Origin of the sequence: Amycolatopsis sp. NPDC059235 (genome assembly GCF_042754125.1) — a bacterium.
GTDB classification, from domain to species: domain Bacteria; phylum Actinomycetota; class Actinomycetes; order Mycobacteriales; family Pseudonocardiaceae; genus Amycolatopsis; species Amycolatopsis albidoflava.
Map to the genome: position 1 here is coordinate 102,335 of NZ_JBHZAG010000011.1, position 13,390 is coordinate 115,724.

The 13,390-nt window shown below is 69.1% G+C and carries 11 protein-coding genes; 6 read left to right on the forward strand and 5 right to left on the reverse strand.

Annotated elements, in window-relative coordinates; all coding sequences use genetic code 11:
• Nucleotides 1-162: 162 nt before the first annotated feature.
• Nucleotides 163-738, reverse strand: coding sequence for a TetR family transcriptional regulator (locus tag ACFXI3_RS10690; protein ID WP_378399370.1), 576 nt, complete (start codon nucleotides 736-738; stop codon nucleotides 163-165).
• An 82-nt stretch (nucleotides 739-820) separates the two neighbouring features.
• Here ACFXI3_RS10690 and ACFXI3_RS10695 point away from each other — a divergent pair, with 82 nt between their 5' ends.
• A complete protein-coding gene (locus ACFXI3_RS10695) occupies nucleotides 821-1,753 on the forward strand; it encodes an SDR family oxidoreductase (protein ID WP_378399371.1) in 933 nt (310 codons plus the stop codon).
• Here ACFXI3_RS10695 and ACFXI3_RS10700 read toward each other — a convergent pair.
• Both ACFXI3_RS10700 and ACFXI3_RS10705 read right to left on the reverse strand, forming a co-directional pair.
• Nucleotides 1,750-2,409, reverse strand: coding sequence for a response regulator (locus ACFXI3_RS10700; RefSeq protein WP_378399372.1), 660 nt, complete (start codon nucleotides 2,407-2,409; stop codon nucleotides 1,750-1,752). The two genes, ACFXI3_RS10695 and ACFXI3_RS10700, sit on opposite strands and share 4 nt — an antisense overlap.
• A complete protein-coding gene (locus ACFXI3_RS10705; RefSeq protein WP_378399373.1) occupies nucleotides 2,402-3,460 on the reverse strand; it encodes a histidine kinase in 1,059 nt (352 codons plus the stop codon). The genes ACFXI3_RS10700 and ACFXI3_RS10705 overlap by 8 nt, the downstream gene beginning before the upstream one ends.
• 135 nt (nucleotides 3,461-3,595) lie before the next feature.
• Between ACFXI3_RS10705 and ACFXI3_RS10710 the strand changes: the two genes are divergently transcribed.
• Entirely contained in the window at nucleotides 3,596-4,294 is a 699-nt protein-coding gene (locus tag ACFXI3_RS10710) for a hypothetical protein (RefSeq protein WP_344287566.1), read from the forward strand.
• Here the strand turns inward: ACFXI3_RS10710 and ACFXI3_RS10715 are convergent.
• Together ACFXI3_RS10715 and ACFXI3_RS10720 are read right to left on the reverse strand one after the other, a co-directional pair.
• Nucleotides 4,273-4,980, reverse strand: coding sequence for a dienelactone hydrolase family protein (locus tag ACFXI3_RS10715; RefSeq protein ID WP_378399374.1), 708 nt, complete (start codon nucleotides 4,978-4,980; stop codon nucleotides 4,273-4,275). The two genes, ACFXI3_RS10710 and ACFXI3_RS10715, sit on opposite strands and share 22 nt — an antisense overlap.
• Nucleotides 4,981-5,015: 35 nt before the next feature.
• Nucleotides 5,016-6,194, reverse strand: coding sequence for a globin domain-containing protein (locus ACFXI3_RS10720; protein WP_378399391.1), 1,179 nt, complete (start codon nucleotides 6,192-6,194; stop codon nucleotides 5,016-5,018).
• Nucleotides 6,195-6,538: 344 nt separating this feature from the next.
• Here ACFXI3_RS10720 and ACFXI3_RS10725 point away from each other — a divergent pair, with 344 nt between their 5' ends.
• The 4 genes from ACFXI3_RS10725 (at nucleotide 6,539) to clpB (ending at nucleotide 13,193) form a co-directional block, all read left to right on the forward strand.
• Complete coding sequence (locus ACFXI3_RS10725; RefSeq protein ID WP_378399375.1) at nucleotides 6,539-7,027, forward strand: MarR family winged helix-turn-helix transcriptional regulator; 489 nt, start codon at nucleotides 6,539-6,541, stop codon at nucleotides 7,025-7,027.
• Between the two features lie 38 nt (nucleotides 7,028-7,065).
• Nucleotides 7,066-9,180, forward strand: a complete 2,115-nt coding sequence (locus tag ACFXI3_RS10730; RefSeq protein WP_344287645.1) for an MFS transporter — start codon at nucleotides 7,066-7,068, stop codon at nucleotides 9,178-9,180.
• Nucleotides 9,181-9,317: 137 nt separating this feature from the next.
• The gene (locus ACFXI3_RS10735; RefSeq protein ID WP_344287560.1) at nucleotides 9,318-10,505 is read left to right on the forward strand and encodes an MFS transporter; all 1,188 of its coding nucleotides are present in this window, start codon (nucleotides 9,318-9,320) and stop codon (nucleotides 10,503-10,505) included.
• A 93-nt stretch (nucleotides 10,506-10,598) separates the two neighbouring features.
• Nucleotides 10,599-13,193, forward strand: a complete 2,595-nt coding sequence (gene clpB, locus ACFXI3_RS10740) for an ATP-dependent chaperone ClpB (RefSeq protein WP_344287558.1) — start codon at nucleotides 10,599-10,601, stop codon at nucleotides 13,191-13,193.
• The last annotated feature ends 197 nt before the right edge of the window (nucleotides 13,194-13,390 follow it).

Genomic DNA, 13,390 nt, shown 5'->3' on the forward strand with positions numbered 1-13,390 from the left:
CCGTACGGCCCCGCTCCGGAAGGCCGTCCGCCCCAGAACGCCCCGGTACCCCGCCCCGAAACCCCTCCGCGCGGCAGTCTTCGGACGGCCGGTCCGCGAGCCTCGTATCTTGGGCTGGGTTCTCGTGAGTGTTTACGCCCCCCTCCCCGCCGCGGGAGGACCTTACTGTCCTAACTGGACTCCCGCGCCGAGCGTCCGCAAATCCGCGAACGCCTCATCCAGATAGTCATCCAGCCCCCGCGCGGGATCGCTGATCCAGGCTTGCGTGGCGTGCTGAAACGTCGCCCACCCGGCATGCGCGGCCAGCCGCGCCAGCCGGTCCTCGACACCTCGCTCCCGCAACGCTTCCGCGAGTGCCTCGGCGAGCGTCGCGGCCTTGGCGAGATTGCGTTCGCGCAGGGTCGGCGTCGCCGCGATCAGGTCGCGCCGGGGCTCGGCGAACGGGAGATTGCGCTCCATGATCCGCCCGGCGTTCTTGAAGGCGCGCAGCAGAATGTCCAGCGGCGCAAGGCCTTCCGGGGCTTCGGAGACCGACTGGGTGAGGTCCGCGCGCAGGTCGGCTTCGCCGTCGAAGAGCACCTCGCGCTTGTCCGGGAAGTGCCGGAAGAACGTGCGCTCGGTGACGCCGGCCCGGGCGGCGATCTCCGCGGTGGTCGTCTTGTCGAAGCCGTTTTCCCGGTACAGCTCCAGCGCCGCCTGCTTGAGGCGGCTGCGCGCTTCTGCTCCGCTCCGTGGCACCTCGTGAGCCTACCCGCCGCCTGCGCTAGTGACAGTCACTGTCACTACCTGTAGGGTCAGTGACTGACACTAAGGAGTCTTCATGCATGTCTTCGTCACCGGCGGATCCGGCCAGACCGGCCCCGCCGTCGTCGCCGAGCTGGTCAGGGCCGGGCATCGGGTCACCGGCCTGGCTCGTTCGGACACTGCCGCCGCGCGGCTGGAGTCGCTCGGCGCGACGCCGCATTCCGGTGAGCTCGACGATCTCGACAGCCTGCGCCGTGGTGCGGAAGCCGCCGACGGTGTCCTGCACATGGCGCAAGGCGGCAGCTACGCCGATCCCGATGACCTAATCCGCCGCGACTGCGAGGCGATCGACGCGCTGGGCCAGGCGCTGGTCGGTACCGGAAAACCGTTCGTCAGCACGTCCGGCACTTTGGTGATGAAGGCCGACCAGGTCAGCACCGAACTCGACCCGGCCGATCCCGGCTCGGTGGCCTACTTCCGGATCCCCGGCGAGCAGACCTGTCTCGGGTTTGCCGACCAGGGCGTCCGGGCCAGCGTCGTGCGGCTCGCCCCGACCGTGCACGGACCGCGCGACCACGGCTTCATCCCGGCGCTCATCGCAGGTGCGCGGCGGGCCGGGGTTTCGGCGTACATCGGCGACGGCACGAACCGGTGGCCAGCCGTCCATCGCGATGACGCGGCGGTGCTTTTCCGCTTGGCACTGGAGAAAGCGCCTGCGGGGAGCGTGCTGCACGGGGTCGGGGAAACCGTCGAGATCAAGAGCGTCGCGGAGAAGATCGCGCAGCTGCTGGACATCCCCACGGCATCTTTGACGCTCGAAGAAGCCGCCGAACACCTCGGGAACCCTTTCCTGGCAAGGTTCTTCTCGCTCGACGTGCCCGCCTCCAGCACGCACACCCAGCAGTTGCTGGCTTGGCAGCCGAACCACCCCACGCTGTCGGAAGATCTGGAGACGGGCGACTACTTCACGCCGGAAGCCAGCGAACGCGCCGAGGCGGTGTGGCGCTAGTTCCGCGCCCGCACCAAGCCGGATTCGTACGCGACGATCACCAGTTGCGCACGGTCCCGGGCGTCGAGTTTCGCCAGCAGCCGTCCGACGTAGGTCTTCACCGTCGCCATCGACAGCTGCATCCGTTCCGTGATTTCCACATTGGACAGTCCACTCGCGACCAGCGTGAGCACCTCGCGCTCTCGCGGGGCCAAGGCGGCGACGTCCGCGCGCGGCGGGGAGTCCGGAATCCGCGCGAACTGCGCGACCAGTCGTCGGGTGATGGACGGGCCGAGCAACGCGTCTCCGGAAGCGACCACGCGCACTGCGGTGCACAGGTCGGCCGGGCGGGTGTCCTTGAGCAGGAATCCGGTCGCTCCGGCGCGAAGCGCGGCGAACACGTGCTCGTCGAGGTCGAACATGGTCAGCACCAGCACCCGCACGTCCGGGGCGCGCTCGCCGATCAAGCGGGTCGCCTCGATGCCGTCCATCACCGGCATCCGTACGTCCATCAGCACCACGTCCGGCTTTTCGGCCAGCGCTAGCCCGACCGCCTCGGCACCGGTCGCGGCTTCGCCGATCACCGTGAAGTCCGGCTCGCTGTCGAGCAACAGCCGGAAACTCCCGCGCAGCAAGGCTTGGTCGTCCGCGACGACGACGCGGATCTGGTCAGGCATCGGCGCACCGGAGAGTGGCGGAGACACGGAATCCGCCGTCCGGACCAGGTCCGGCGACGAGTTCGCCGCCGTAGAGGGCGACGCGTTCGCGCATGCCGGTCAGCCCGTGGCCGAGCCGCAGTTCGCCGATCGGCGCCGCGCCGTCGTCGGTGACCTGGATCCGGATCTCGTCAACGCCCGCTGCCACGACCACCCGGCAGCGGGCGGGCGCGGCGTGTTTCACCACGTTCGTCACCGCTTCCTGCACGATCCGGTACGCCGCCAGCGCAACAGGTTCCGGTACCTGAGCGGTGCCCAGGACCGACAGCTCGACGTCAACACCGGTCTGTCGCGCGCGTTCGGCGAGCTCCGGCAACGCGGCCAGCGGGTCGGCCGGAGTTTCGTCGCCGTCGTCGCGCAGCACGTGCAGCAGCCGCCGCATCTCGCCGAGCGCCGCGCGGCTGGTCGCTTCGATCACCCGCAACGCGTCGCGCGCTTCCTCCGGGCGGCTGTCCGCGACGTGGTTGGCGACGCCCGCTTTCACCGCGATCAAACCCATCCCGTGCGTGACGACGTCGTGCAGTTCGCGCGCGATCCGGACGCGTTCGTCGACCAGGATCCGATGCTCGCGTTGCCGTTCCTGCCGCGCCGTTTGCTCGCGCCGGGACCGCACCGCTTCGGCAAGCCCCCAGGTGAGCAACGCCAGCGGGATACCGAACGCGTACCACCACTGCCCCACGACCGCAGTGGCCGCCGACATCGCCGCGACCCCGGAGGCAGCAGGCAAAGCACGCGGCGGACGCACGAGGTAGAGCACGAGAGCCGCCCCGACGAACGGATCCCACAGCAACCCGAAAGCCGCGGCGGACGCGGAAACGACCACGGTGCCGACCAAGATCGGCACCGGAGCCCGCCGTCGCAGCAGCACCGCGGCGGCGATGAGCGTCGCGACGACTGCGGACACCGGCAGCCGCCAGGGCTCCTCGTCGATCAGCAGGTTCCCGGCAAGCCCGACGTCCGTGACGAGGAGACCTGCCGCCAGCGCGACGTCGCTCACTCGCAGAGGGGACATAGCACCAACGTTAGCCAGTGCGGCGGGCACGCACATCGTGCTGTGGTGGGTCATCCCCTGGTTTAGTTCCGTGGCGTGGAACTGTCCGCCCCGGACCGATGTGCGCGGCGTGTCCGGACGGGCACGGTGAGCGGCATGTCGACCTTTCCCGGCCCTCGCCTCGGCGGGGCAGCGCTCGTCCTCGGTCCGGTGCTCGTGCTCACCGGCGTGCTGCTGCGCCTGCCGTACCCGTTCTTCTTTCCGCACCAACTCGCCGCGACCGTGCAGCATCCGGTACAAATGACCGCCGCCGCCACCTGTTTCCTCGCCGGTCAGGTGGTTCTTCTCTTCGCAGTGTCCACAGTGGTCCGCCAGATCGCGGCGGCGAAGCCCCGCTGGGCGGCGTGGTCCGGCGCGCTGGTGCTGATCGGTCTGGTCGAGCGGGTCTTCCATGCCGGATTCGACCAAGCCGCAACGGATCTTGCCCGGCACCGCGGAGCGGACTACGCGACCGCGTTCGTCGCTGAGGCGTACGGCGACCTGCACCTGTTCAGCTTCTTGTCGTTCACGATCATGTTCGGCTGGCCGCTGCTCGGCTTCGCGGCCTACCGCGCCGGAGCGCTCGGCCCGGTACGCGCAGCAGCCCTCGCCGCCGCGACCGTCATGCCGCTCGGAGTCCTCAAAGGAACGACGATGTGGTCGATCGCCGCTGCGGCCGGACTGTGCGTGGCCTTCGTGCCTTCCGGAATCCGACTACTGACCCAAGCACAGCGCGCCGATCGCCGCACCATCGGCCTGGCGTGCCTTGGCATGGTCGCGGTCGGCGCGCTCGGTTACTTGAGCACGCTGGGCTGAAGGTGCTCCTCGAAGAACGCCATGACGCGGTGCCAGGCGTCCGAATCGGACGGTTCGTGGTAGCCCATGCCGGTGACCTTCGCGAGCGCGGCCAGCGGCGCGGGCCGGTAGTGGTTCGCGAAGCCGTGCCCGGCGTCCGGGTATTCCTTGACGTCGTGCGGGATTCCTCGTTCGGTGAGCGCGGCTTCGAGCTTGGCCGCGGCACCGCGCAGGGAGAAGTCCTTGCCGCCGAAGCTGCCGACGATCGGGCAGGCACCGTCCAAAACGGACAGATCCTTCGGCAGTTGTCCGTAGTAGGGCGCGGAAGCGTCGAAGTCCCGCGAGGCGGCCACCAACGCGAACCCGCCGCCCATGCAGAAACCGACGACGCCGACCTTGCCGGTCGCCTCGTCCCGCCCGGCGACGAGCACGCGCGCCGCCTCGATGTCCGCGAACGCCCGGCCCTCGCGAGCGAACAGGTCCTGGAAAGTCCGCTTCACGCACCGGATCATGCCGCCGCGCGAATACAGATCGGGGCTCAGCGCGAGATAACCCGCGGCGGCGTACCGGTCGGTGATCTCGCGCGCGTCCTGGTTCAGCCCGAACACGTCGTGGATCAGCACGACCGCCGGGAAAGGCCCCTCGCCGGAGGGCACCGCCAGATAGCCGTCGATTTCCCCGTCCGCCACCGGAATCCGGATGTCCATGGCCCCGACCCTAGCCGCGCGAACCGAGAACCGCCTCAGTCCGCGGTGAACGGGTCGTACTGGATCTGGTCCAGCGCGCTTCCCGCGACCAGCATCCGGGACACCGTCGCGCGGATCATCGCGGGCGAACCGGACACCAGGATGTCGTGGTCCGGCCAGGCGCCGTACCGCGTGACCGCCTCGGCGAGCGTGCCGTGTTCGCACCCGGGCAGGTGGTCGCCGCGTTCGACGACCGGGGTGATGGTGAGCCACGGGTTGGTCGCCGCGAGCGCGCGCAGTTCTTCCAGGTCGTAGAGGTCTTCGCGGGTCGGCCCGCCGTAGAACAGCCGCGTCTTCGGGTTCTCGCCCCACAACGCGAGATGGTCGAGGATCGACCGCAGCGGCGCGACTCCCGTGCCGCCGGCGACCATCAACACGCCGCGCGACTGCTCGCGGTTGACGTTCATCCGGCCCAGTGGCGGGCCGAGCCGCCAGACGTCGCCCGCCTGCGTGTGGCTCACGATCGCCCGCGACACCCAGCCGCCGTCGACCGCGCGCACGTGGAATTCGATGCCGCCGTCCTCGCGCGGCGCGTTCGCCGGCGACAGATACCGCCACAATCGCGGCCGCTGCGGCACCTCGACGCTCATGTACTGGCCCGGCGAATACGGCACCGGCTGGTCCGGAATCACCCGCACCAGCGCGAGATCCCAGGTGAGCCGCCGGTGCTCGACCACGGTGGCCGACCACGACGCCGGGTTCTCGTCCGCCGCCGCGGCCTCCTGCATCGCGCGCGCGACGATGGTGAACGCCTCCGCCCACGCGCGCTCGACCTCCGGCGTCCACTCCGGGCCGAGGTGGTTCTTCAACGCGGTCAGCAGCGCGGTGCCGACAGCCTCGTAATGCTTGGGGGCCACGCCGAACTTGCGGTGGTCGCGGCCGAGCTGGCGCAGGAACGGCAGCAGGTCGTCCGGCCGGTCCACCATCTGCACCACGCGGGCCAGCGCGCGGATGATCCGCCCGCCCTGCACTTCCATGTTGATCGGGAAGAAATCGCGCGTGGCGGGCGCGAGGGTGAAGAGCATCCCGTAGAAGAACTGCGAGATCTCCGGGGCGTACGGCTCCGATTTCGCCCAGGTGTCACGGATGAGCTGCACCATCGCGACGACGGCCGCCGGCGCCTGCCGGGGTGCGGCCGAGGTCCGCGGGAGCGGGCTGATCGAATCGGCTGTCATCGGGCTGTCGTCGTTCATGGGTCGGGACCGGAGGCCGGGGGGCTGGGAGGGAATGGTCACGAGTGCAGGGCAGTCGCGGTTGTCGGATTCGGCTCGCGCGGTCGCGCGGGGGAATTCGCCACTCCTGCTCCTCGTTGTCCTTGGACGTGCTCGCCGCGTCGGCTCCGCGGGGCGTCTGGTCCGCAGAGTAGCCGCACTGAGGCGGAATGCCCGCATCGTTGCTCCGGTCGGGTTACCGGCCGGTCGGGACGTGGGGCAGCTCACCAGTTAGATAGTTGTCCTACGCAACCTTTGGTCTTAAACTTGTAGAATACAAGCAAGTGGGCACCGGCCCGGGAGGAACGATGAGCCCAGCTGACGACGTGCGGCTCGAACTGCTGCGGGAGCTGAAGGCGTCCGCCCAGCTCCAGCACCTGTGGATCATGCAGGCGTGGCAGAACGAGCCCGGGCTCCACCCGGCCTCGGCGATGCTGCTGTCCGACCTCGCCAAGCACGGCGAGGCCCGTCCGTCCGAGGTCGCCAAGCGCAGGCTGGTCGACCTGTCGGTGATCAGCAGGCAGATCGCCCAGTTGCAGGCCGCCGGGCTGATCCAGCGCCGCCCCGCCCCCGAGGACGGGCGCGCGTCGCTGATCAGCGTGTCCGAAGCCGGTCTCGAGCGGCTCGAACTGTGGCGGAAGCAGTATCTCGAGTTCTTCGAGACGGCACTGGGCGGCTGGGACGAGGCGCGGATCGAGGGCCTCACCTCCCAGCTCGCCGAATTGAACGAAGGTCTGCGCGCGACGCTCGGCCCGTCCGGGTACTGCGCCGGCCAGGCCCCGCACGCGGGAAAGTGAAGTAGCGAATAGTGGAAACCACCGCTTCCGGGCAGCCGATGACGCACCGGGAAATCCTCAAGGCCTTCACCGGCCTGCTGCTGGCCCTGCTGGTGGCGTTGCTGTCGTCGACCATCGTGTCCAACGCGCTGCCGACGATCCTCGCCGATCTGCACGGTTCGCAGAGCGAGTACACCTGGGTCGTCACCGCGACGCTGCTGACGTCGACCGCGACCACCCCGATCTGGGGCAAGCTGTCGGACCTGTTCAGCAAGAAACTGCTGTACCAAATCGCGATCGTCGTCTTCACCGTCGGCTCGGCGCTCGGCGGGATCGCGCAGTCGATGCCCGAGCTGATCGCCTACCGCGCGTTGCAGGGCATCGGGCTCGGCGGGCTGCAGGCGCTGATCCAGGTCGTCATCGCGGCGATGATCGCGCCGCGCGACCGCGGCAAGTACTCGGGTTACACCGGCGCGGTGTTCGCCGTCGCCACCGTTTCCGGCCCGCTGATCGGCGGCCTGATCGTGGACTCCCCGCTCGGCTGGCGTTGGTGCTTCTGGGTTTGCGTGCCGATCGCGGTGATCGCGTTCGTCGTGCTCGGCCGGACGCTGAAGCTGCCGGTGCTCAAGCGCAAGGTGCGGATCGACTGGCTGGGCGCGACCCTGCTGGTCGGCGGCGTCGCGCTGCTGCTGATCTGGGTTTCGCTGGCGGGCGGCAGCTTCGGCTGGGTTTCGTGGTCGAGCGCCGCGTATGTCGGCGGGGCGATTGTCGCGCTGGCGCTGGCGGTTCTCGTCGAATCGCGGGTCGCGGAGCCGGTGGTTCCGCTGCGGCTGTTCCGCAACCGCACCTTCACGCTGGCCGTGCTCGCCTCGCTGGCGGTCGGCACCGCGATGTTCGGCGGTTCGGTGTTCCTTGGCCAGTACTACCAAATCGCGCGCGGCTTCTCGCCGACGCACGCCGGTCTGATGACGCTGCCGATGGTGCTCGGTCTGGCGGTCGCTTCCACCGGAGCCGGGCAGATCATTTCCCGCACCGGGCGTACCAAGCCGTTCATGGTCGCGGGCGGGATTTCGCTGCTGGCCGGGCTGTTCCTGCTCTCGACGGTGGACCACGCGACGAACCTGACGCTGATGGGCGGTTACCTCGCGCTGGTCGGCATCGGGCTGGGCTTCCTGATGCAGAACCTGGTTTTGGTAGTCCAAAACACGGTGGCGATGAAGGACATCGGCTCGTCGTCCTCGGTCGTCACGTTCTTCCGGTCGCTCGGCGGCGCGGCCGGCGTGTCCGCGCTCGGTGCGGTGCTGGCCGCCCGGGTGGCCACGAACATCGCGAACTCCCTTTCGCAGATGGGCATTCACACTGGCGGCGCGGTTTCCGGCGGTGGCGGCACGTTCGCCATCTCGTCGCTTCCCCCGGCGCTGCAGCCGGTGGTGCGCGGGGCCTTCGGCGACGCGACCGGCACGGTGTTCTTCGTCGCGGGCTGCATCGCCGTGGTCACTTTCCTCGCGGTGCTGTTCATCAAGGAGATTCCGCTGCGCCGGACGCTCGACGCGGACGCGCCGGCAGCCGCTGCCGTCTCGGTCGAGGCGGTGACTGTGGCCGAAGCTCCGGTCGAGATGACCTCCGTGCTGCGCGGCCGGGTTCTCGACGCGGGCGGTCGTCCAGTGTCCGGTGTCGTGCTTACGCTCACTGACATGGCGGGGCGTCAGGTCGATGTCGGGCGTACGGGACGTACCGGCGCGTACGAGTTGTCGGCGAACACCGTGGGAGAGCACGTCCTTCTCGCGACAGCCGGCTCGACGCGGCCCGCGGTGTCGACCGTGCGGCTTAACGGCAACGCGCGTTGGCACGACTTGCTGTTGGACAGCCAGGGTGCCATCTCAGGCCGCGTACGCGTGGCCGGTCGGCACGCCGCGGTCGCAGGCGCAGTGCTGACTCTCACTGACCGTTTGGGCACTGTCACCGCGACGCACATCGCGGGCGGCGACGGCGCGTACCGCTTCGCGGGAATCGAAGCTGGCGCGTACACGCTCACAGTGTCTGCACACGGATACACGCCGCACGCGGAACCGATGACGGTCGGCGATGGTGCGGCCGCACAGCATGATGTCGAGCTGAGCGAAGCTGTGGAGCGAGAGTTCGTTAGGCACCAAGGAACACTCAGCGTCGACTAAAGGGGCTCGTGAGTGTTTGTCCCGCTTCAAGGCGGGATGGACACTCACGAGCTTTCTACTGGGAGTGGCATTTGCCGCCGAGCGATGCGCCCTCCCGGCCCTGCCTCGTCCCCCTTCCCCAGAGGTAGCGTCGAATCGTGACGCGAAGCAGGGTCGCGATGTTGCTGGCTATGGGGATCGACAACTTCGGTTCCGGACTTTTTCTTCCGCTCGCACTGCTTTACGTGACGCGGGTGATCGGAATCCCGCTCGTCGAAGCGGGCACGGCAGTCACTTTGGGCACCACCGCGGGGCTTCTCATGCCGCCGCTGGCCGGACGGCTGGTGGACCGCGCCGGGCCGAGAGCCGGAGTTCTTGCGGCGCAACTATTGCAGGCTGCCGGAACCAGCGCGTACTTGTTCGCGCACGGCATCGGCGGCGTTGTGGTGGCCGCCATCCTTCTTGGTGCGGGCCAACAATTGTTCTACAGCTGCCTGTTCGCGCTCATCTCCGAGGTCGCCGGAGACGTGCCGAAGGATCGGCCGTTCGCCGAAGTCGGAATGGTGCGCGCGGGCGGATTCGGGCTCGGCGGGCTGATGTCGTCGGCGCTGCTCACCTGGTTCGGCGACCACGGCTACAACGTCGCGCTCGTCGTGGACGTGCTGACTTTCCTCGCGGCGGCGGGCCTCGTCGCGGTGTTCATCCCTCCCGGCCGCCGGTTCGCGCCGGTGGTCCGGGTGAGAAGCGGGGTGCTGCGCAACCGGCCGTACCTGACGTTGATCCTCCTGAGCGGCCTGTTCGGGCTGTCGCTCGATTTCTTCCTCATCGGCACCCCGGTGTTCGTGCTCGACCGCCTGCACGCGCCGACGTGGCTGCCTGGCGCGATCTTGTTCCTGCTGACCGTGCTGACCAGCGCCGGCGGCACGGTCGCGCTCCGGCTCACGCGGGGCCTCAGCCGGATCAACGCGATGCGGGCCGGTTCCGCGCTGTTCGCCGCGTGGTGCCTGACGAGCGTCGGCGTGCTGCTGGTGCCGAGAAGCTGGCAAGTGCCGTATCTGCTCGCCGCGACGCTCGTGTTCGCCGCCGGTGACCTGGTGTTCGGGCCGCGCTCCGGCGCGCTCGCCGAGGCCGCTGCGCCGCCCGAAGCGAAGGGCCGTTACCTTGCCGCGTTCCAATACGCGTTCACTGTGGCTCAGGTGCTCGCTCCAGCGATCGTGTCGTTGTTTTCCGTGGCGGCGTGGTTACCCTGGGTCCTGGTCGGGGGTTGCGCTTGCCTTGCCGCGCTCGGGCTCGGCAGGCTGGGACCGAGGCTGCCCGCGGCCGCGGTGGCACCAATTCAGAGTTGAGCGGAACAGACTCAACTTTGCTGACGTTATACCTGTCGACGGGCCTTGGTCGGGCCTGTCACCAGGTATTTCCACGAACGCATGAGGTGAGGGATGGACGCTTTCAACCCGACCACGAAGACCCAGCAGGCGATCTCGTCCGCGGCGCAGGCGGCCACCGTGGCCGGCAACCCGCACGTGTCGGCCGCCCATTTGCTGGGCGCCCTGCTGGCGCAGGGTGACGGGACCACCGCGCCGCTGCTGACCGCGGTCGGGGCGGACCCGGAGACCGTGCACAAGGAGCTCGAGCCGATCATCAACGGGCTGCCGTCGGCGACCGGCGCGACCGTGTCGACGCCGCAGTTCGACACGCCCGCGGTCAAGTCGCTCACGCAGGCGCAGAAGCTCGCCACCGAACTGGGTGACGAGTACGTGTCGACCGAGCACCTGCTCGTCGGCCTCGCCACCGAGGGAGCCCAGGTCGCGGACCTGCTCAAGCGGCACGGGGCCACGCCGGACGCGCTGCGCGAGGCGTTCGCGAAGGTGCGCGGGTCGGCCCGGATCACCAGCGCGGATCCCGAAAGCACGTTCAAGGCGCTGGAGAAGTACGGCGTCGACCTGACCGAGCGGGCGCGTTCGGGCGAACTCGACCCGGTCATCGGCCGCGACACCGAGATCCGCCGCGTCGTGCAGGTGCTTTCCCGGCGTACCAAGAACAACCCGGTGCTGATCGGCGAACCGGGCGTCGGCAAGACGGCGATCGTCGAGGGCCTCGCCCAGCGGATCGTCGCGGGCGACGTGCCGGAATCGTTGCGGGGCAAGCGAGTGGTCGCACTCGACCTCGGGTCGATGGTGGCCGGCGCGAAGTTCCGCGGCGAGTTCGAGGAACGGTTGAAGGCTGTCCTCAAGGAGATCACCGACTCCGCGGGCCAGGTCATCACGTTCATCGACGAGCTGCACACCATCGTCGGCGCGGGCGCGACCGGCGAGGGCGCGATGGACGCGGGCAACATGATCAAGCCGATGCTCGCCCGTGGTGAGCTGCGGATGGTCGGCGCGACCACGCTCGACGAGTACCGCCAGCACATCGAGAAGGACCCGGCGCTGGAGCGTCGTTTCCAGCAGGTGCTGGTCGGCGAGCCGTCGCCGGAGGACACCATCGCGATCCTGCGCGGGCTGAAAGAACGCTACGAGGTGCACCACGGGGTCCGGATCACGGACGCCGCGCTGGTCGCCGCCGCGACGCTGTCGGACCGCTACATCACCGCGCGGTTCCTGCCGGACAAGGCGATCGACCTGGTCGACGAGGCCGCGTCGAAGATCCGCATGGAGATCGACTCGCGGCCGGTGGAGATCGACGAGGTCGAGCGGGCCGTGCGGCGCATGGAGATCGAGGAGATGGCACTGTCCAAAGAGGACGATGCGGCTTCTCTGGAACGGCTGACCGCCCTTCGCGCCGAACTGGCCGAGAAGCGCGAGGAACTCACCGCGCTGACCGCGCGTTGGCAGAACGAGAAGGGCTCGATCGAGACCGTCCGTGAGCTGAAGGAGCAACTGGAGCAACTGCGCGGCGAATCGGAACGCGCCGAACGCGACGGCGACTTGGGCAAGGCCGCCGAGCTGCGGTATGGCCGGATTCCGGTGCTGGAGAAGGAGTTCGAGGCCGCGATGGCCGCGAACGAGGCCAGCAAGCAGAACGTCATGCTGAAGGAAGAGGTGGGCGCGGACGACGTCGCCGACGTGGTCAGCGCGTGGACCGGCATTCCGGCCGGGCGTCTGCTGGAAGGCGAGACGGGCAAGCTGCTCCGGATGGAGGAGGAGCTGAACCGCCGCGTCATCGGCCAGGACCAGGCAGTCCAGGTCGTCGCGGACGCCGTGCGCCGGGCGCGCGCCGGCGTTGCCGACCCAGACCGGCCGACCGGCTCGTTCCTGTTCCTCGGCCCGACCGGGGTCGGCAAGACCGAGCTGGCGAAGGCACTGGCGGAGTTCCTGTTCGACGACGAGCGCGCGATGCAGCGCATCGACATGAGCGAGTACTCCGAGAAGCACTCGGTGGCCAGGCTTGTGGGTGCGCCTCCGGGCTACGTCGGCTACGACCAGGGCGGCCAGTTGACGGAGGCTGTCCGGCGTCGCCCGTACACGGTGGTACTGCTGGACGAGGTCGAAAAGGCGCACCCGGACGTGTTCGACGTGCTCCTGCAGGTCCTCGACGACGGCAGGCTGACCGACGGCCAGGGCCGGACGGTGGACTTCCGCAACACCATCCTGATCCTGACGTCGAACCTCGGCTCGCAAGCGATCGCGGACCCGTCGCTCGACGAACGCCAGCGCCGCGACGCGGTGATGGAGGTCGTGCAACGCCAGTTCAAGCCGGAGTTCCTGAACCGGCTGGACGACATCGTGGTCTTCCACGCACTCGGCACCGAGCAACTGACGTCCATTGTGGACATCCAGGTCGCCCGGCTGGCGAAGCGGCTCGCCCAGCGCCGCCTGCACCTCGAGGTAACCGACGGTGCCCGGGAATGGCTGGCTCTGAACGGCTTCGACCCGATCTACGGCGCGCGCCCGCTGCGTCGGCTGGTGCAGTCGGCGATCGGGGACCAGCTGGCCAAGCAGCTGCTGTCCGGCGAGGTCCGAGACGGGGACACCGTGCGGGTGGACCTGCCTGAACTGGAGACCGGAGACACGCTGAGCGTCTCGCGAGTCTGACACTCGGACGGTCCTTCACGGCGTTTGGAGGACCGTTCGCGGCGCGGGCCACCCGCCCGGCGATACGTGAGGGGAACCCTGACGGACTCAGAGTCCCTCAGGGTTCCCCTCACGTACTTTCAGCACAGGCCCCGAACGCGAAACCGCCCGGCCGCAGCAACGCGACCGGGCGGTTCCCGTCTCAAGGCTCTCAGCCG